Here is a 19,909-nt window from a genome sequence, read left to right on the forward strand (position 1 = left end):
ATTTGAGGCTTAATGTTGCCAGAAGCGCTGGTTACAAGGTAGCCTCATGCGTTATTTTCCCTGGATGATTCCGACCCGAACGATTTTACAGGAGCTTTAATGCCTAACATTACCTGGTGCGATCTACCTGAAGATGTCTCTCTGTGGCCAGGTCTGCCCCTCTCTTTAAGTGGCGATGAAGTGATGCCGCTGGATTACCACGCGGGCCGGAGTGGCTGGCTGCTGTATGGTCGTGGGCTGGATAAACAACGCTTAACGCAATACCAAAGCAAGCTGGGAGCGGCGATGGTTATTGTGGCAGCCTGGTGCGTCGAAGATTATCAGGTCATTCGCCTGGCGGGGTCGTTAACACCGCGTGCGACAAAACTGGCGCATGATGCCAAACTGGATGTTGCGCCACTGGGCAAAATCCCGCATTTGCGCACGCCTGGTCTGCTGGTGATGGACATGGACTCAACCGCTATCCAGATCGAGTGTATAGATGAGATCGCTAAACTGGCGGGAACCGGTGAGATGGTTGCGGAAGTGACGGAGCGTGCGATGCGTGGTGAGCTGGACTTCACCGCCAGCCTTCGTAGCCGTGTCGCGACCCTCAAGGGCGCTGACGCAAACATTCTGCATCAGGTGCGTGAAACTCTGCCCCTGATGCCCGGCCTGACGCAACTGGTGCTGAAGCTGGAAACTCTCGGCTGGAAAGTGGCTATCGCCTCTGGGGGGTTTACCTTCTTTGCGGAATACCTGCGTCAAAAACTGCGACTGACTGCAGCGGTGGCGAATGAGCTGGAAATCATGGATGGTAAATTTACCGGCAACGTGACTGGCGATATCGTCGATGCCCAGTACAAAGCTAATACCCTGACTCGACTGGCACTAGAGCATGAAATCCCTATAGCGCAAACGGTCGCGATTGGCGATGGTGCGAACGATCTGCCGATGATCAAAACGGCAGGGTTGGGTATCGCTTACCATGCTAAACCGAAAGTGAATGAAAAGACGGAAATCACTATCCGTCATGCCGATCTGATGGGGGTGTTCTGCATTCTCTCCGGCAGTATGAATCAGAAATAACGAGGTAAAACGTGGCAAAAGCTCCTAAGCGCGCCTTTGTTTGTAACGAATGTGGGGCCGATTATCCGCGCTGGCAGGGGCAATGTAGCGCCTGTCAGGCCTGGAATACCATTACCGAGGTACGCCTTGCTGCATCACCAACAGTGGCGCGCAACGAGCGACTCAGCGGTTACGCTGGCAATGCAGGCGTCGCAAAGGTTCAGAAACTGTCGGAAATCAGTCTTGAGGAACTGCCGCGTTTTTCTACCGGTTTTAAAGAGTTTGACCGCGTGCTGGGTGGTGGCGTGGTGCCTGGCAGCGCTATTTTGATCGGCGGTAACCCTGGTGCAGGGAAATCAACGCTACTGCTGCAAACGCTGTGTAAGCTTAGCGAGCAGATGAAAACCCTGTACGTCACGGGGGAAGAATCCTTGCAACAGGTGGCAATGCGTGCGCATCGACTCGGACTACCGACTGCGAATATGAATATGCTGTCGGAAACCAGTATCGAACAGATTTGCCTGATCGCCGAAGAAGAACAGCCGAAACTGATGGTTATCGACTCCATTCAGGTAATGCACATGGCTGATATCCAATCTTCGCCAGGTAGCGTGGCACAGGTTCGGGAAACGGCTGCTTACCTGACACGCTTTGCGAAAACGCGGGGCGTGGCGATTGTTATGGTTGGGCATGTCACCAAAGACGGTTCGCTGGCCGGGCCGAAAGTTCTGGAACACTGTATTGACTGCTCAGTGTTGCTTGACGGCGATGCTGACTCCCGTTTTCGTACTTTGCGTAGCCATAAAAACCGTTTTGGTGCAGTGAATGAGCTTGGTGTCTTTGCGATGACCGAGCAAGGTCTACGTGAAGTCAGTAATCCTTCAGCCATTTTCTTAAGTCGCGGTGATGAGGTCACTCCCGGTAGCTCCGTGATGGTTGTCTGGGAAGGAACACGTCCGCTGTTGGTGGAGATCCAGGCGCTGGTTGATCACTCAATGATGGCGAACCCGCGCCGTGTTGCGGTAGGGCTGGAGCAAAACCGTTTGGCCATTTTGCTGGCTGTGCTGCATCGTCACGGTGGGTTGCAAATGGCGGATCAGGATGTGTTTGTCAACGTGGTGGGTGGTGTAAAAGTCACTGAAACCAGCGCAGACTTGGCTCTGCTGCTGGCAATGGTTTCCAGCCTTCGCGACCGGCCGTTGCCGCAGGATTTAGTCGTCTTCGGTGAAGTGGGGCTGGCGGGTGAAATTCGTCCGGTTCCCAGTGGTCAAGAGCGGATTTCGGAAGCAGCGAAGCATGGATTCCGTCGGGCGATTGTACCTGCCGCGAATGTGCCGAAAAAACCGCCAGAAGGCATGCAAGTTTTTGGCGTTAAAAAACTCACGGATGCGCTCAGCGTTTTTGACGACTTATAATTAAATACCCGTCGTCTTTCCGGCGACAGGTGTGTTGGTCGTGTTCGCTGCCCCGAATCATATCGGGATTTGTTTGCGCCTTCCTGCCACCAGAGATCCATGGGTATTACGTTAATTTATAGCAAGCAGGAGGCTCTTGTGTCATTTGATTATCTGAAAACTGCCATTAAGCAAAAGGGCTGTACTCTGCAACAGGTGGCGGATGCCAGTGGCATGACCAAGGGGTATTTAAGCCAACTCCTGAACGCCAAGATAAAAAGCCCCAGTGCGCAAAAACTGGAGGCATTGCACCGTTTTCTGGGACTGGAGTTCCCCCGCCAGCAGAAAAACATTGGTGTGGTCTTTGGTAAGTTTTATCCATTGCATACTGGTCATATCTATCTGATTCAGCGTGCCTGTAGCCAGGTCGATGAATTACATATCATCATGGGCTATGACGATACGCGCGATCGGGGCCTGTTTGAAGACAGCGCTATGTCACAACAACCCACGGTTTCCGACCGTTTACGCTGGTTGCTGCAAACGTTTAAGTATCAGAAAAATATCCGTATTCATGCCTTTAATGAGGAAGGTATGGAGCCATATCCGCACGGCTGGGATGTCTGGAGCAACGGGATTAAAACGTTTATGCAAGAGAAGGGGATCCAGCCTAACTGGATCTACACTTCTGAAGAAGCTGACGCCCCGCAATATCTGGAACATCTGGGTATTGAAACTGTGTTGGTCGATCCAAAACGGACCTTTATGAGCATCAGCGGGGCGCAAATCCGTGAAAATCCATTCCGCTATTGGGAATACATTCCGACGGAAGTGAAACCCTTCTTTGTGCGTACCGTGGCGATCCTCGGCGGTGAGTCGAGTGGAAAATCGACACTGGTGAATAAGCTTGCCAATATCTTCAATACGACCAGCGCATGGGAATACGGGCGCGATTACGTCTTTTCCCATTTGGGCGGCGATGAGATGGCGCTGCAGTATTCTGATTACGACAAGATCGCGCTAGGACAAGCGCAATACATTGATTTTGCAGTTAAGTATGCTAATAAAGTGGCGTTTATCGACACAGACTTTGTCACCACTCAGGCGTTCTGCAAAAAGTATGAAGGGCGTGAGCACCCGTTTGTGCAGGCATTGATTGACGAGTATCGCTTTGACCTGGTGATCCTGCTGGAAAACAACACGCCATGGGTTGCGGATGGATTACGAAGCTTGGGGAGTTCGGTGGATCGCAAAGAGTTTCAGACGCTATTGGTATCGATGTTGGAGAAGAACAACATCAAATTTGTGCACGTTGAGGAGGCTGATTATGACTCGCGGTTTTTGCGCTGTGTGGAGCTGGTAAAAGGGCTGATGGGCGAGAGGGTATAGAGTTTATGGGTAGTATACGTTATATACTACCCATAATGTATAATATAAGTATTATGCATGATATTAATTGTGAATATTATCACTTCCTAAAGACAATAGATTAATTATATTCATGTTTTATATGAATAATATCTTAAAAAATATTTAGTCTCTTTCTATTTCAATATTATATTGTAAGATATCCCTTACTGGTTTAAAGGTATTACATATAATGTCTATCAGGGGCGTTATTTTGTATGTGGATTTCAACTCTCCTGCGTATCATTAACAATTTCGCGTGATACTTTTCTACTAAATAAAATATATATAAGCCTGTGGCAGCTTAAGCTAAGGGCGGTAGCATGTCGAATATAATGGAATGGCCATGGCGAGAAATTGCATTGAAATCCAAATTTCAGTAATTAAGGCATTATTTTTACGGGAAGCTAAAACACGATTTGGAAAATATCGTCTTGGATACCTTTGGGCTATATTAGAACCTGCTGCTCATCTTATGGTAATGTTAGTTATCTTTGGATATATAATGCATCGCACAATGCCTGATATATCTTTCCCGGTTTTTTTGATTAATGGTATTATTCCCTATTTCATTTTTAGTGACATATCCATTCGGTCAATTAAAGCAATTGAAGCTAATCAGGGACTATTTAATTACAGACCAGTAAAACCAGTAGATACAGTAATTGCAAGGACTTTGCTGGAAATGGTTATTTATATCCTTGTCTATCTGGTTCTGATGGGGATTCTTAGTTTGTGCGGTGAGATTTTTTCACTTGCTCGTGTATTACTCTTATTTAGTACATGGTTTTTGCTCATTGTATTTTCATGCGGTGTGGGACTGATCTTTATGGTGATAGGAAGCTCGCACCCAGAAACAGAAAAGTTTCTTCCTATCGTTATCAAGCCACTTTACTTTATTTCATGCATTATGTTTCCACTTCAGGCAATTCCTAAGCAGTATCAGTCCTATGTCCTTTGGAATCCCATCGTTCATGTTGTCGAACTTAGTAGAGAGGCAGTTGTTGCTAACTATACTAGCGATGGAGTGAGTTTTGGCTATCTGGCTATTTGTGCACTAGGGATCTTTTTTCTTGGTTTAGCCAGTTATTGGTTCCGGCGGAGAGCAATGCTAACTTCATCATGATCAAAGTCGAAAATTTAACGAAATCATATATCACGTCGAAAGGGCGTCACTCCGTATTCAAGGATTTAAACTTTGAGTTACCAACAGGTAAGAGTGTTGCGCTGATTGGGCGTAACGGTGCAGGTAAATCTACATTACTTCGTATGATTGGAGGTATCGATCATCCAGATAGTGGAATGATAACAACCGATCAAACTATTTCATGGCCAGTAGGATTGGCAGGAGGGTTTCAGGGGAGCTTAACTGGTCGGGAGAATGTGAAATTTGTAGCCAGGCTTTATGCTGCAAAAAATGATTTCAGAGAAGTTATTGCTTTTGTGGAGGAGTTCTCTGAACTAGGAAAATACTTTGACATGCCGATTAAAACGTATTCTTCGGGGATGCGATCGAGGTTAGGTTTTGGATTAAGTATGGCATTTAAATTTGATTATTATTTAGTTGATGAAATTACTGCTGTTGGTGATTCGCGATTTAAAAGAAAATGTGACTTGATATTTTCTGAAAGATCAAAAGAAATGTCATTACTAATGGTGTCACATAGTGATGAATTATTGAAGAAATATTGTAATATGGCTATTGTTATAAATAATGATAATGAAGTGTTTATATATGATGATGTTGTGGAAGCGTTAACTATATATCATGAATCCGTTCTTAAATAAACACACTAAAAAATAAGTATAAATGACGATTGCTTGTTAATTACAAAATCTATGGATGGGTGCTTTTATATGAGGAATTCGGTAAAGAATCGGGAAGATCTTCTTGTTCTAATAAGTGAAAAAGGTGGTGAGCAAGCGAGAGATAATGGATTTTCTTATTTTGCACATAGAATTAATGAGGGGTTTAAAAATACTTATTATGTTTGTGGGCGTAACAATATAGATAGCGATAAGCTAAAGCCATATTCGAAAAACGTTATAATAAAAGATAGTTTAAAACATCGATGGTTATTCTATAAAGCAGATTACCTTGTACTTAATGATGGCTATATGGATGTGTTCCCTTCTTTCAAAAAAAAGCCCCTCAGCAGAGGGTGGTCTCCTATTATATATTTACAGCACGGAATTATATCATATAAAAAAGTACATTTTTATAAAGGGCATTATAATGGAAGGATTAGATATTTCCACACATCTCTAAGCTCGGAATATAAAATTGTAAAAGATGTTCTTCAACCTCAGAAAGACATAAAACAAACATATAACATTATTCTTAAACATAAGATATTTTATTTGCGAAGTTATTTTGATAGGAATGATTTGCGTGGCTTTTATAGATATATATTAAGTAATTATTACAATGATAGAAGATCAGTGGACTCCTCTGATCTTCAGATTCTTAAACGGTTAATAACAAATATTGGCTTCTTATCATGCCGATTAGTCAATAGTGGTCTTTCTAGACATGAAAATCTTCAATACATAAGAAAAACCAATCAGAATATGTTGTTCTTTTTTACCTGGAGAGATGATTGGACTATTAAGGGAAAAGAAAATACGTTTCTTTCACTTGTGAAAAAAATAAAAGATAGTACAAGAATCATGGAGTATGCTGATAACCACAAATTGAAGGTAGTTTTTTATCTGCATGAGAAAATTTTATACTTACAGCGTGAGGTTGAAGAAATTTTTGAAGGAAATATAGGGTTTGTTGGTCAAAATGATTTCAATGTTGTCCTTAAAGATACAGCATTATGCATTACTGATTATTCTTCCGTGTCTTTTGAGTTTAACCTGTTAAATATACCTGTTATTTTTCTTCAGTTTGATTACGATTTTTACAAACATGAACGTGGGCATTTTATGAACTCGCCTAATGATTTTTTGGGAGTAACGGTCAGAACAATAGATGAATTGGAAAATATATTTTCTTTTGAAAACTTTGATAAGGCATTGACATTAAAGGCCAGACGTAATCGTGCCATCGTAAGACAGGACTATCCTAATTTTGGTAAATCAAATTATCTTATAGATAAGTTGCTCGAAAAAAAACAAAATCATATCGTATATTTTTGTTATAACTTATATGGTGTCGGAGGAACAGTTCAGACTGTAATTAATCAAGCGAATTACTTAGTATCAATTGGTTATATGGTCACTGTGATATCATTACGTAGAACAGAAGCGATACCCAAACTCAATTTAGACCCGAGTGTAAGATTAGAGTATCTTAATGACGCAAGAAGCAAAGGTAAGTTTCGAAATAAATATGAAAACTTGCTATCAAAATTTAAATCAAGGTTATTTAAGAAAACTGAAGATTTATATTCTGGATTGTCTATTTTAACCGATTTAAAACTAATTCTTATTCTACGAACACTGAGAAATTGTACTCTCGTTGGTACTTTTCCCGGATTATGTGTCAATATCATAAAATATAGTCATAATTCCAATGTTGTTATGGCTCAGGAGCATAAAGAATTTAGTTCACATAGTGATGAAATCCAACAGTCGATACTGAGGACTTACCGGAAAGCACACAAAGTGATCGCATTAACAAGATTCCAAAAGGAGGAGTATATTAATAATGGTATATTTAATGTAACAAATATACCTAATGGAATCGAAGATAAACTTTCTATGATTAAAGGGTGTAGCAATATACTCTCTCCTAAGAGAATAGTATCATTTGGTCGACTAGTTGAAATAAAACAATTTAATTTATTGATAGAGTCTTTTGCTTTAATTGCTAAAAAATATCCAGACTGGAATCTTGATATATATGGTGATGGTGATAAGAAAGAATCATTATTAAAAATGATTGCAGATTATGATTTATCAGAACAAGTAAGGATTTGTGAACCAACATCTTTGGTTTATGAGGAGATTTATGCTAGTTCATTCTGTGCTCTTACTGCGTTCAAAGAACCTTTTGGTATGGTTTATATTGAAAGTTTTAGCATGGGTAAACCGGTTATTAGTTATGACATTGGTTATGGGCCAAAAGAATTTTTGAAAGATGGCTATAACTCTCTTATATCACCTTGCTTTGATACCGTAGATTTTTCCAGAAAAATGGAAATGCTAATGAATGATGAAACGTTACTAAAAAAACTTGGTGAGGGGGCACGAAGAACGTATATAGATCACTATGAAATTTCAAAAGTTATGAAGAGTTTTATTAACGAGTGCTCTAAATGACAAAATTAACCAAACTACTAACTAAGCCACGTTTGTTCTTCAGTGATGCGTTAGTAAAAAGAACTAATAGTCTAATAGTAAATGGACATAAAGCTATGAAACAAGAGAATGGGAATGCTCAACATCTTTTAGCAGTAAACAATGGAACGGTTAGAGTCAATTTAGTTATTATTGATAATATTGATAATTTAAATAAAAATAAAAGTAATGTATTAAAATATCAATGTAGGACATTAGAGAAATATACATATTTCGATAGAGTGTCATATATATCGGATTCTATTGAAAGTTCTAATGCTAATTATGCAGTGTATAAAAGCTATAATGATTTCTATGAGAAAGTTATATCCAGAAGCTCACTTCGACTTGAGTATTTTGTTTTTGTTGGACTGAACTTTTTCTTCTTACGCGAGGCTGGCTTTGATTATTTTGTTAATGAAGAAATGTCAGGTATTACTTATATAAAAAAACAAATATCAAAAAATAATACATTGCAGGATTTATTTTCTAGCATTTATGGCAGTTTTGAGTACAAATTTAATCCTGTGGAGAATTATTGTTGCGTTAATAATTTAATTTTAAATCAGTATCATCAAGTTTTATTTAAAATAAATGATTTGGATTCTTACTTTTTTAAATTTCTGCCGGTTGTAAATGCTGTAAATTGTTACGGAAGAAATTGCTCGGAAACTAAAATACAATTTGCCAATCTTAATGGAGGTCATCATGAGAAACTAACATGGTTGCAAACTGTTCATGGTTCTGGTAGGTGTCCATTAGCAATTACATTTAATAAGATGAGGAAGGAAGTTGATGATGAATACTCTACTTTTCTCGACTCTATAGTGCCACATACTTCTAAACTCGAAAATGAAATTATTATTAGTATTCCAAAAAACAAACTAAACTTAGAATAAATAAATTCGAGTATACTAACTTTTTGAATGAATACTGGCCATTATGGTTATAGATGCTCACGATCAAAGGTCTCTAATGGAGATAATATCTTATTAGAGATCTGATTGTTTATTTTAAAATTCGTAGCGTTGATTAGGTTTTGAAATGGATTTATATCAAAAGATTTTATATGCTAACGGTATATTTATTGAGTGTATTAAGATGATGTGAACGTCAATATATAAGTACACTTCTAAATTAAATATCTTTCTGATAATCGTATAGTTTGTTGTACTCTGGATATACTTCAAATTTTATATTTGTTGATGCTGAGGTAAATTAATGTTTCGGAAAATAAGAAAACTTTTCAATCGACCTAATATTTTTTTTAGAGATGCCTTGTTAAATAAATATCCTCTTCATCTCACCCAGGGAGTAACTCATTTTGGTGGGGAAAATAGCATCATTGATGCTTGTGAAAATATTGATAATCAATTCATTCCTGATTTTGACATAGATGTGGTTTATACTTGGGTTTCGGATCTGGACCTGCAATGGAAAAATAAAAGAGACACTTATTCTCATCTGTGGGACGGTCATACGACACCTCATGCACTAGAAAAATCTAGGTTTGATGATCATAATGAAATTTACTATTCGCTATTAAGCTTGGAAATGTATATGCCCTGGGTTCGTAATATCTATATTATTACGGATTCTCAAATTCCTCCGACTCCTATAGGTATTAGAGAAAAAGTACATATTGTAGACCATCGTGATATAATTCCTGAAAAATATTTACCAACTTTTAACTCTCATGTGATCGAAGCATGTCTTCACAATATTAATGATCTGTCCGAGCATTTTATCTATTTTAATGATGATTTTTTTGTGGCACGTGAAATCAGCGCAGCTCATTTTTTTCACTCAAATGAAATTGCAAGTATATTTATTGGGAATAAAAATATAAATTTCGAACATGATAAACTTACATCTACATCAATAGCTTGTAAAAATAGCAATGATCTTTTTTTGGAGATGTTTGATATAACTTTTAATCATAATCTTGTTCACACTTATGTGCCGCTACGTAAAAGTTATTATATATTAGCGTATGATATCTTTGGGGAGCGTATTTTGAATTTCTTAACTAATAAATTTAGGTCTACAACAGATATAAATATGGCTACTTTTTTTGTACCCTATCTACAGTATATTTATGGCGTGTCAACGCCTAAAATTGATATAAGCTACTATTTTAATATCCGCTCACCAACTGCGTCATTCTACTATGATCGATTACTAGATGCGAAAGCTGGCAATAATTTACCCCATTCTTTTTGTGCAAATGATTTTAGTTCTTGTGAATTTCCATCTGCAAATTGTCATGATGAGTTTAATAAGTTCGCGCAAAAATTTTACGATTATTTTAATTGATTAATTAAGTTTTGTGAAAATATCCAATAAATGATGCGAGCAGATAGGGATTATTATGGCATTTCATGAGAAAAAATTCGATCATATGAATGGAACAACTATAACATATATTGAAGATCCATATCCTATTGAAAATTATCGAGGAGAGCGAAAATTAATAATTATTTTTCAATCTCTTGGTGATGAAAAATCAAGTGATGATGATAAACGATATCCTTATACTCTTTTAGCCGGTCTAAAACACTTTAACGTCAGGAAGATATATATTAAAGATGATCATGGGATGGTTGGCGATTATTATCTTGGTATTAATGGAACTCTTAATACTAAAGATGCAGTAATTTACTTTATAAATGAGAAAATTAAAGAATATAAACTCCTTAAGGAAGATGTCATAATGTTAGGTTTTTCAAAGGGAGGATACGCTGCATTGCTTTTTTCTCATGAAATTGGGGTAGGTGCTGCTATCTGTGCAATACCTCAGTTTGATTTAGTTAAATGGATTGATAAATTTAAGTCCCATCTTTCGTATATATACCCTAAGGAAGCGAGTGACTCTGATAAAGAGTTTTACTCTGAGCATTTAGGTGAAGTTATTAGGAGAACATTGACTCCTCCAGGGAGGATATATCTAGTTACATCACGAAATGATGAAACATATTCTGATCATATACCTCATTTAATAGATGCTATTAATTATATGAAAAGAAGTAAACTTATTGTTTTTCACAATGATGAAATGTTTGTCACTCGCCACAACAATGTTGTTAAAAATTCATTAAATGAAATTATGTTTTTCATAAGTAGTGAGTTGGTTTCATCTCGATTAAAAAATAATATGTGATTTATATCAACCCCATATATTGAAGATTTAAAACGTGAAAGTATTTTGGAGTTTTATTTTGTCAAAAATGGCTTGAGGTATGGTGAATATTATACAGCGATTAAATATCAGCGGTGAGTGGGGAGATGGATTATTATCCATGTTTCATTGGACGGGATATGATGAAAAATATAGAGCAAAAATAAATGGTTTTATAAGCGTTATGGATTTAGGTTTCTAGGATTAATTAAATGTAGGTATTTTGAAGTTACTGTAAGAACCACTTCCCTTCAGTAATATTCTTTTTATGAGTCACCTGATATTGCACCATTTCAGGTGATTTCTTTCCATAAAACACTGCATTAATTTGAGTGTTTACACGTAAATATTTGCTGAATTTCTTGAATAACCTCGTGTCAGGCTTAAAGTGAGCACCCCAGTATTGATTTAAATGTCCTTGGTAAGTCAACCCTTTAATATCATATAGAGCTTGCCCTAATACCTTAAGTGGCTTATTGTGAATAAGCGCAGATATCCCAGCAGTGCTATTGATAGTTATGACGGCTTTCGTATGGGTCAGCAAACGTGGCATTGGCAGATCGTGCACATAAATCACCCTATTACTTACACCATATAGTTTGCCTAATTTTTTAATTAACGGTGCATACAGGCGGTGTCCGCGATCCATCGGATGGTGTTTGAACACCAAAAAATCTGCTGGTGAAGCTTTTTTAGAAAATGAGTACATAACATCATTAATATAATTACGCACATCCTTATACGGGCTATGATTTCGAATCTGGCTGTCGTTGTATACTTGTAGAATGGCCAAAAAGTAGCGTTTATCCAATGTTGTTTTCAGCAACGTCATCACGTGTCGTTCTTTGTAGCGATACCACTGTTTACGCCAGCCAGCACGGATCCAACATTTGGCTTCATACCAGGGGGAAAAGACTTTATGGTGTCTGTATTGAGGAAATTGGGTCCGATATATCCAACTGATCAGGTAATACCACATAGCATGCCAGATACGCAGGTTAGTTGAAGGCTTTAAACTCTGAACCTCCAGCTCCGGTTGTGGGGGTAAATTGCGGTAAAACTCTGGCTCTCTAGGAATTGAGGAATAAGCATTAACGCCGCCTTTCTCGAGAGTAATGAAGTGCGGTCGTAAGTACCCCTCTTCAAAGGCCAGAAAACGTACCCCTTTGGCCTGCGCCCAGCGTTTTGCTGCCTGATGTAATTGGCGGCAATCACCAAAGCACAGAATGGTATCAAAAGGATTTTCCTGCCATGTCTCTTTTAACCAATGTGGAAACTCCCTCGGTGTCTTCGTGTAGGCCAGATATTGCCGCTTCCGGCAATAAAAACGGTCGCCGGCATTAAAAACAACATTAGTGGCTTTACGTCCCTGCGATTCCAGCCATTCCGCCATCTCATTGAAAAACGGTCCCATTGGTCCTTGTAGTAGCAAGTAACTCTTACCAGAGAGAAGTGTATTGATCGTATTGCTGTTCATAGAGATCCTTCTCGTTATCTTGTTTTCATGGCGTTATAAAGCATTTGCAATTTTCGACTTTGCCGTTGCAGATACTGGCTTGCTCTGTGTTGGTTGAGACTTAAGTTCTGGCGCTTTTGAGCCAGCAACCAGTCAATGGCCATTTCAGGTGTAATGCACTGTTTCAGCTCCGGGTGAATGTAGATGGGGTAGCTAATCAGCGTTTGGTACAGCAAGTCGTTGAGTGAGATGCAGTTCTGTCGGCGCTCACAGGTGTGTTCATCAGTGGTTAACCCCCAGCCAGCATAGAAGGGAATGCCGTAGCAAAAGACTTTTTTACCATGTATGAGGGCTTCAAATCCTGATAGCGACGTCATAGTATGTACTTCATCAACCTGCTGAATACACTCGATAATATCGGCATCAAGTGCCACGCAATCAGCCAGTTGTTGCATATCTTTTTCTGCTATATGTCCAGGACGATTACCCACCAGAACGTCCGGGTGGGGTTTATAGATGATGAAGGCATTGGGGTAACGAGCACGAACGGTCTGCAATAATGCCAAATTAGTGTTGGTGGACCGTGTTCCGCGAGCCATTGAGGCATCGTTTTCAACCTGACCGGTAACCAGTAATTTTCGTTTCCCCGCAGTTACGCATGGAATTACCCATTGTTCACCAAGGTTATATTTGCTGAGTTTGGTGGCTATCAACTTTTGCCTCAGCGCTCCGGCACGTTGCTGCTGTTCTTTTGTCAGATGTGAATTGTTTAGTAAATTTTCCAGATCGCTTTGCCGCGTGGCATCGTAATAGATACCTGTTTTGTCGAGAACCAGGGATAGAGGAGGCTGTAGATCTGAACCCAAACCGGAAGATCGCAAGAAACCGTCTTCCATTCGCCAAACGGGAATCTCGCGCTGTGATGCTGCCACATGCCAGCGTTGCTCTCCTTTGATCCCCCATACCACGCAGATGTTGGCCCCCCGTCCACTGCGTGAGAAATTGACATGGTTTGTAGGTGTAGCCAGAAAAGGTTTTACTATGCTGCTTTTCCAAAGCGTCATACCCGGAGCCCAGAGATTTCCGTGGCGAGTCAGAAGGTATGTGCGTTGTAAATGGAGATATTCCAGCACATTTAATAGCGTACCAGGGTTACCTGTATACGGGTCGATATAGCGGCTATATTGCAGCCAGGCAGCCGCTACCAGAGCGGTAAGTGGGGCTCTTCCTCGGCGTGCGGCAAGTCTATCTGCGAATTGATGCCGATCATCGGTCAGGCCCCATCCTGCGTACCAGGGCAAACCGAAACAAATGACCTTTTTACCTGCCATCAGCGCCTCAATACCATATTGTGATGTTACGGTATAAACGGTAGAGACATGCCGTAGCAGTGATTGTGGGCTGAAATCTTCAGTTATAAGTCGAATACTTGGATCCTGGGCCAGGTTGTCAAAATATCCTTTCTTCTTACCTGTCAAAACATCAGGATGTGTTTTAACCCAAATTTCGCCTTCAGGCTGCTCCCGTTTGGCACAGGACAACATCTCTGCGAATTGTCTCTCACTGGCACCGCCCAGAGTGATGGATACATCCCCGTAGGTTTGATCAATGACCAATGTCACGCCAGCATGGTGCCCTTCATTAAAGGGAAGTGAGTGGTTGTATTTTGAGAGATCGTTCTCAACCATGAAGGCCATCGCCCGCAGAGCATCGTGTTGTAAATGTGGCTCTTTAGCTTCCTTCTGAATGAGTACTTCTAGGCGGCTGGGACGGCTGGCATCGTAGTAAATGCTTAAATCATCAACGACCATGCCTAAAGGTGGCGCTCCATTGATGCCCAACCCTAATGAACGGGTAAAACCGTCTTCCAACCGCAGTATTGGCAGCCCGGCCTTTTTAGCCTGTTCTATTGGACGCTGAGAGACGGCTCGCTCTCCCCAGACGGCGATCGCGTCGACTGAATTTGGGGCCGAAAGATGTGACAGTTTATGGCACGCTTCACCTAAAAAATTCTGAAGGTGCGGGATCTGCCAGATACCTGAAGAGTAGATGCCTATCATCCTGAATGGCTTCCATGTTAGTGTTTTTTTGGTGGCGGAATCTCTCCGCCACCCTCTTTGTCTTACAGGTCCAGAATGACTTTTGCTGCTACAGCCAACTGATAAAGAATGGTGGAAATACCCCGTGTGACTTCCAGATTTTTAGTTTCATACATCGGCAGTACCATGATTTCATCGCCAGGTAGAACGTCGTCTACGTCGTCGGCATCCACCGCCGAACCATCCTGGTGAATAACGATGATTTTCGACTGACCGGACTTTTGAGTCAGACCGCCGCACTTCTCAATGTAATCATCCACATCCAGCTTCTCGTTCCAGGATATTGCGTTGGGAAAAAGAACCGAACCATGGATCATAACTAATGAGGTTTTCTCCGGGATCGTAATAACGTCGCCATCTTCCAGGATGACGTTATCAAGATTACTTCCGTTAAGGACGACCTGACCTTTAGGCACCACGTTACGTGCTTTTGCTACGAAACGACTGACGAGTTGGGCTTCCTGCACACGCAGTCGAGCTTCTTCCTGCGTAGCGGATTGAGAGGACAAAGAAGCCTCTTCCAGTTTTTGCAAAGAGGTATTCAGCATTTCTTTCTGACGGGTCGCCACTGAGTGGCGGTAAAGCTGAATACTACTGAGTTGCGACATGTTGTTAGGTTTAATCTGCGCCAGCACCTGTTTCATTGTGGAGCCGTATGGCAATACGACAGCATGTTCACCAGAGTGAGCGCCTTCAATGCGAATCTGTATGGTGCCAGCGTAGCGGTCGGAGCTGATGATAAGTTTATCGCCATCCTGCAGGATTTTGCCTAGTGAACTGTTTAGTGGGTGATACTCCGTCCGCTTCATTGCCCCCTGCTGGCGGATAATAGTGAAATGCGTTGCTCCCGGTTTGGGACGCGACCATGCCAGCGCTTCTGAAACGGGAATGGTGCTATTGTGGAACTCGAAGTCATAGCTGTTATAAACATCACCTTCTACGCTAAAGGTGTATTGTCGAGGGCCGACGATAATTGTATCCCCATCGGAAAACTGAGAAAGATTCAGTGAACCATTGAGCAGAAAATCATAAAGATTGACGTGTGCACGTACACTCTTACCACGTTTCACAGTGATATCCACGTAGCTTCCTCGCTCACTATCCACTCCGCCCGCTTTACTCAGATAAGAGAGCAGCGAATCGGAGGCGACGCCGCCATATAGCCCGGGATTTCTGACGTACCCTGTGACGAATACTTTTACCGGTTGCGCCTGAAGAAGCGAAGCATAGACGTTGACATTCGACTGATAGACTTCTTTCACTTTGGTCGTCACTCGACTGTTTAACTGGCTGTTATTTATGCCGTTAACGTTCAGTGGGCCGATGTTGGGGACAAAAATGTTTCCTTTGGGATCGACGGGGAGGGCTCCGTCAAAATTAAATGCTCCCCACAATCTAATCTGAATGGTATCGCCAAGTCCGATAATGTAATTGGGATTAAAGCCGATACTGGCACCGCTATCAGCGGTGGTACCGGTAAACAGCTGAGCACCGAACATACGGCTTAACACCGGTGCAGGCGTTGGCATCGGTGTGTTATCAAAGCCGCTGTTGTCCGTGGTCTGTGTTTTGGCTACGAGTGCTTCAGGGAGTGCTGCAGCACCGGTTAGCTGCTGATCCGCAGTAATTCCGACAGCCAAAACTTGGCAGGATAGTAAGATGCTCAATACAAGAATCGATTTAACTAATTTCATAATAGACTCTGTCATTTATATCGGTGGCGGATATCATTCTTTGTGATCTTCAATAATGGCGATCAATAATTTGGTCGTACCAAAAAGCAGACAACACACTAATAACCAGCTCGCTAAAAGATAGGGGATGTTCGGAAAGCGAGATTCTTGCGGTAATTGTGGTGAGCTAATTATGGATAGCGTTTTTAGCTTACGTGCGCTTTCCATTCTGGTTTTCTCGATGGCTTTCAGCGCTAAGGCGTATATATCGGTATCAAATTTCACCGTGTTTTTGAGTTCTTCAAAATCAGCGGCCATGCTGTTAAGTTTTTTGCCATCAGGTGCGGTAATTTTGTTTTGCTCAACTTCAATCTGGGCTTGTAATGACTTAATGGCATTTTGGGTACTGACCACCTGAGGAGCATCTTCACGTAAATAGGTCAGCAGATTGCGTAGATCTGCCTCCATCTCTATTTTTTTACTCATCAGTGTATTGACCAGCGTACTGGCTGCTTCGGCTGAAGCTGCTGGGTCGAGTACATTATTATTATTTTGATACGCCAGAAGATGACTCTTACTGTTGTTCAGGCGATCTTTCGCCTGCTGCAGTTCATCCTCAGCAAACTGCATCTGCTCGCGTATGATTTTATGCGAGAGCTCATTAATAAAACGCTCTGACTCCTTAAGTATGGCTTGGTTAAACTGTTGAGCAAACTCAGGCGTGAAGCCTTGCGTCTGAATTGACAGCAAACCTGATTTTTCGTCGTAATCAACGCTCAGACGGGAGCGGTAGTATTCAAGGTAGCGTTCTGTGGTGATATCTATGGGAAGATGGTAAAGAAAGTCCCAGCCGCTTTGGCTGAAGGCTCGATGGAAATTGAGCTTCTTATCCAGGCTTTGTAGCATATCCGGAGAGTTAATGTACTCTTTCAGATACAGCGAGTCTTCCGCAGAAGAGGGGGTCGATGCGCCCAATATCAAGCCAACATTCAGACTGCTATTGTCGAGTTCGTTTTGACGTTTGACCGCGACTTTAGCTTCGCTGACGTAGCGAGGTTGACAGAAAATCACCAGATAGACAATTAGCAGGCACATCGGGGCCGCGATCATCGTTTTCCACAAATGATGCTGGATATCAATTTGGCGACATTTTTTGAAAATTGAACAGATCAGTCTTTTTTTTCTGGCAATAGAGTGATCGGGTAAAGTGTTTTTTATTTCCATGAGTTATTCGATGAGCTTAATTAATCGGTTGGAATGATAGAATATTCTTGGCGTGAGATATTCATCTATCCCATTGATTGCATTCTTTTTGCCGATACAACTCAAAATAAATAATGTGATGAAACATATCATTCCTTTGTATGTTATCAAATGAGTTTTAATATTGCTGGGGTCTATTTATATATAAACTATATAAGTTAATGTTTAATTGATGACGTATCTGTTTTTTTAGCACAGTTGTTAAAACACTACAACTGTGATTGTCTATTACTGGTTTTCCTTAGGTGGTATGTATTGAGAGTATTTATATTTTTTTGATGGATATAGGAGGGGTGGCAATAAAATTACCATTTTTTTATTCTCAAATGAATGATTATATTCTAACTTAAAATCGTATTAAGTTTTATTAAAGCGGATGGCAGAGCCATCCGCTAGAGTAGTATTACTTCGCAATACGCTTGTACTTGATACGCTTCGGTTCCAGCGCATCTGCACCCAGGGTACGTTTCTTGTACTCTTCGTATTCGGTAAAGTTACCTTCGAAGAACTCGACTTTGCCTTCATCCTGGTAATCCAGAATGTGGGTGGCGATACGGTCGAGGAACCAACGGTCGTGCGAGATAACCATGGCGCAACCCGGGAACTCCAGCAAGGCGTTTTCCAGCGCGCGCAGGGTTTCGATATCCAGGTCGTTTGTCGGTTCATCGAGCAGCAGCATGTTGCCGCCAACCTGCAGCAGCTTCGCGAGGTGCAGACGACCACGCTCACCACCGGACAGTTCGCCTACACGTTTACCCTGATCAACACCTTTGAAGTTGAAGCGGCCTACGTAGGCGCGGCTTGGCATTTCAGTGTTGCCGATACGCATAATATCCAGCCCACCGGATACTTCTTCCCACACGGTTTTGCTGTTATCCATAGCGTCACGGAACTGGTCGACGGAGGCCAGCTTGACGGTTTCACCCAGTTCGATGGTGCCGCTGTCAGGTTGTTCCTGACCGGACAGCATACGGAACAGAGTCGATTTACCCGCGCCGTTCGGACCGATAATACCGACGATAGCCCCTTTCGGTACGGAGAAGCTCAGGTCGTCGATCAGCACACGATCGCCGTAGGATTTACGCAGGTTGCTGACCTCAACGACTTTATCGCCCAGACGTGGTCCTGGTGGAATAAACAGTTCGTTGGTTTCGTTACGTTTCTGGTACTCGGTGTTGTTGAGCTCTTCAAAGCGAGCCAGACGGGCTTTGCCCTTAGACTGACGGCCTTTGGCACCCTGACGCACCCATTCCAGTTCTTTCTCAATGGATTTGCGGCGGGCCGCTTCCTGAGAGGCTTCCTGTGCCAGACGCTGATCTTTCTGCTCCAGCCAGGAAGAGTAGTTACCTTCCCAAGGAATACCTTCGCCGCGGTCCAGCTCCAGAATCCATCCGGCAACGTTATCGAGGAAGTAACGGTCGTGGGTAATCGCCACCACAGTGCCTTCGAAGTCGTGCAGGAAGCGTTCCAGCCACGCAACAGATTCGGCATCCAGGTGGTTGGTTGGTTCGTCGAGCAGCAGCATGTCTGGCTTTTCCAGCAGCAGGCGGCACAGCGCGACACGGCGGCGTTCACCACCGGAGAGCTTCTCAATTTTTGCATCCCAGTCTGGCAGACGCAATGCGTCAGCGGCACGTTCGAGCTGCACGTTGAGATTATGACCGTCGTGCGCCTGAATAATCTCTTCAAACTTGCCCTGTTGTGCGGCGAGCTTGTCGAAATCAGCATCGGGTTCAGCGTACTTCGCGTACACTTCATCCAGGCCTTTCAGGGCGTTAACGACTTCGGCAACAGCTTCTTCAACTGATTCACGAACGGTGTGTTCCGGGTTCAGTTTCGGTTCCTGCGGTAGGTAACCGATCTTGATACCTGGCTGTGGACGTGCTTCGCCCTCGATGTCGGTGTCAATGCCGGCCATGATGCGCAGCAGGGTAGATTTACCCGCGCCGTTCAGACCGAGCACGCCGATTTTGGCGCCAGGGAAGAAACTCAGAGAGATGTTTTTAAGAATATGACGTTTCGGCGGAACCACTTTGCCGACACGATGCATGGTATAAACGAATTGAGCCACGTTGGACTTCGCCTCTTTTATAGTGATGAATAGT

14 protein-coding genes are annotated in these 19,909 nt (G+C 42.1%); 9 read left to right on the top strand and 5 right to left on the bottom strand.

The window, feature by feature from the left end:
- The first annotated feature begins 99 nt into the window (after positions 1-99).
- The 9 genes from serB to LG384_RS03215 all read left to right on the top strand — a co-directional run bounded on the left by serB (position 100) and on the right by LG384_RS03215 (position 11,295).
- Positions 100-1,068: a phosphoserine phosphatase gene (gene serB, locus LG384_RS03175; RefSeq protein WP_045439503.1), complete on the top strand. Its 969-nt coding sequence runs from the start codon at positions 100-102 to the stop codon at positions 1,066-1,068.
- Between the two features lie 11 nt (positions 1,069-1,079).
- The gene (gene radA / locus LG384_RS03180) at positions 1,080-2,462 is read left to right on the top strand and encodes a DNA repair protein RadA (RefSeq protein ID WP_045439506.1); all 1,383 of its coding nucleotides are present in this window, start codon (positions 1,080-1,082) and stop codon (positions 2,460-2,462) included.
- Between the two features lie 138 nt (positions 2,463-2,600).
- A complete protein-coding gene (nadR, locus tag LG384_RS03185) occupies positions 2,601-3,830 on the top strand; it encodes a multifunctional transcriptional regulator/nicotinamide-nucleotide adenylyltransferase/ribosylnicotinamide kinase NadR (RefSeq protein WP_370637015.1) in 1,230 nt (409 codons plus the stop codon).
- A gap of 364 nt (positions 3,831-4,194) precedes the next feature.
- Positions 4,195-4,974 (top strand): ABC transporter permease, encoded by a 780-nt coding sequence (locus LG384_RS03190; RefSeq protein WP_048222113.1) that lies wholly within the window; start codon positions 4,195-4,197, stop codon positions 4,972-4,974.
- Entirely contained in the window at positions 4,971-5,636 is a 666-nt protein-coding gene (locus LG384_RS03195; RefSeq protein ID WP_225760439.1) for an ABC transporter ATP-binding protein, read from the top strand. Before LG384_RS03190 ends, LG384_RS03195 begins: the two co-directional genes overlap by 4 nt.
- Positions 5,637-5,705: 69 nt before the next feature.
- Positions 5,706-8,117 (top strand): glycosyltransferase, encoded by a 2,412-nt coding sequence (locus LG384_RS03200; RefSeq protein ID WP_048222109.1) that lies wholly within the window; start codon positions 5,706-5,708, stop codon positions 8,115-8,117.
- Complete coding sequence (locus tag LG384_RS03205; RefSeq protein ID WP_048222108.1) at positions 8,114-9,034, top strand: hypothetical protein; 921 nt, start codon at positions 8,114-8,116, stop codon at positions 9,032-9,034. Before LG384_RS03200 ends, LG384_RS03205 begins: the two co-directional genes overlap by 4 nt.
- A 322-nt stretch (positions 9,035-9,356) precedes the next feature.
- Positions 9,357-10,451, top strand: a complete 1,095-nt coding sequence (locus LG384_RS03210) for a hypothetical protein (RefSeq protein ID WP_048222106.1) — start codon at positions 9,357-9,359, stop codon at positions 10,449-10,451.
- 55 nt (positions 10,452-10,506) lie between these two features.
- Positions 10,507-11,295, top strand: a complete 789-nt coding sequence (locus LG384_RS03215; protein WP_048222104.1) for a hypothetical protein — start codon at positions 10,507-10,509, stop codon at positions 11,293-11,295.
- 247 nt (positions 11,296-11,542) lie between these two features.
- Here the strand turns inward: LG384_RS03215 and LG384_RS03220 are convergent, their stop codons facing one another.
- From LG384_RS03220 to ettA, 5 genes are all read right to left on the bottom strand, one after another.
- Positions 11,543-12,790, bottom strand: a complete 1,248-nt coding sequence (locus LG384_RS03220; RefSeq protein ID WP_045439527.1) for a capsule biosynthesis protein — start codon at positions 12,788-12,790, stop codon at positions 11,543-11,545.
- Positions 12,791-12,804: 14 nt separating this feature from the next.
- A complete protein-coding gene (locus tag LG384_RS03225; protein WP_225760440.1) occupies positions 12,805-14,829 on the bottom strand; it encodes a capsular polysaccharide biosynthesis protein in 2,025 nt (674 codons plus the stop codon).
- A gap of 62 nt (positions 14,830-14,891) precedes the next feature.
- Positions 14,892-16,562, bottom strand: a complete 1,671-nt coding sequence (locus LG384_RS03230; protein WP_225760441.1) for a polysaccharide biosynthesis/export family protein — start codon at positions 16,560-16,562, stop codon at positions 14,892-14,894.
- 33 nt (positions 16,563-16,595) lie between these two features.
- Positions 16,596-17,651, bottom strand: a complete 1,056-nt coding sequence (locus LG384_RS03235; protein ID WP_190284572.1) for a capsule biosynthesis protein — start codon at positions 17,649-17,651, stop codon at positions 16,596-16,598.
- Between the two features lie 556 nt (positions 17,652-18,207).
- On the bottom strand, positions 18,208-19,875 hold the full coding sequence (gene ettA, locus LG384_RS03240; protein WP_045439535.1) for an energy-dependent translational throttle protein EttA: 1,668 nt from the start codon (positions 19,873-19,875) through the stop codon (positions 18,208-18,210).
- Positions 19,876-19,909 lie beyond the last annotated feature (34 nt).

Origin of the sequence: Citrobacter sp. Marseille-Q3906, from assembly GCF_916618775.1 — a bacterium.
Classification (GTDB): Bacteria; Pseudomonadota; Gammaproteobacteria; order Enterobacterales; family Enterobacteriaceae; genus Citrobacter; species Citrobacter murliniae.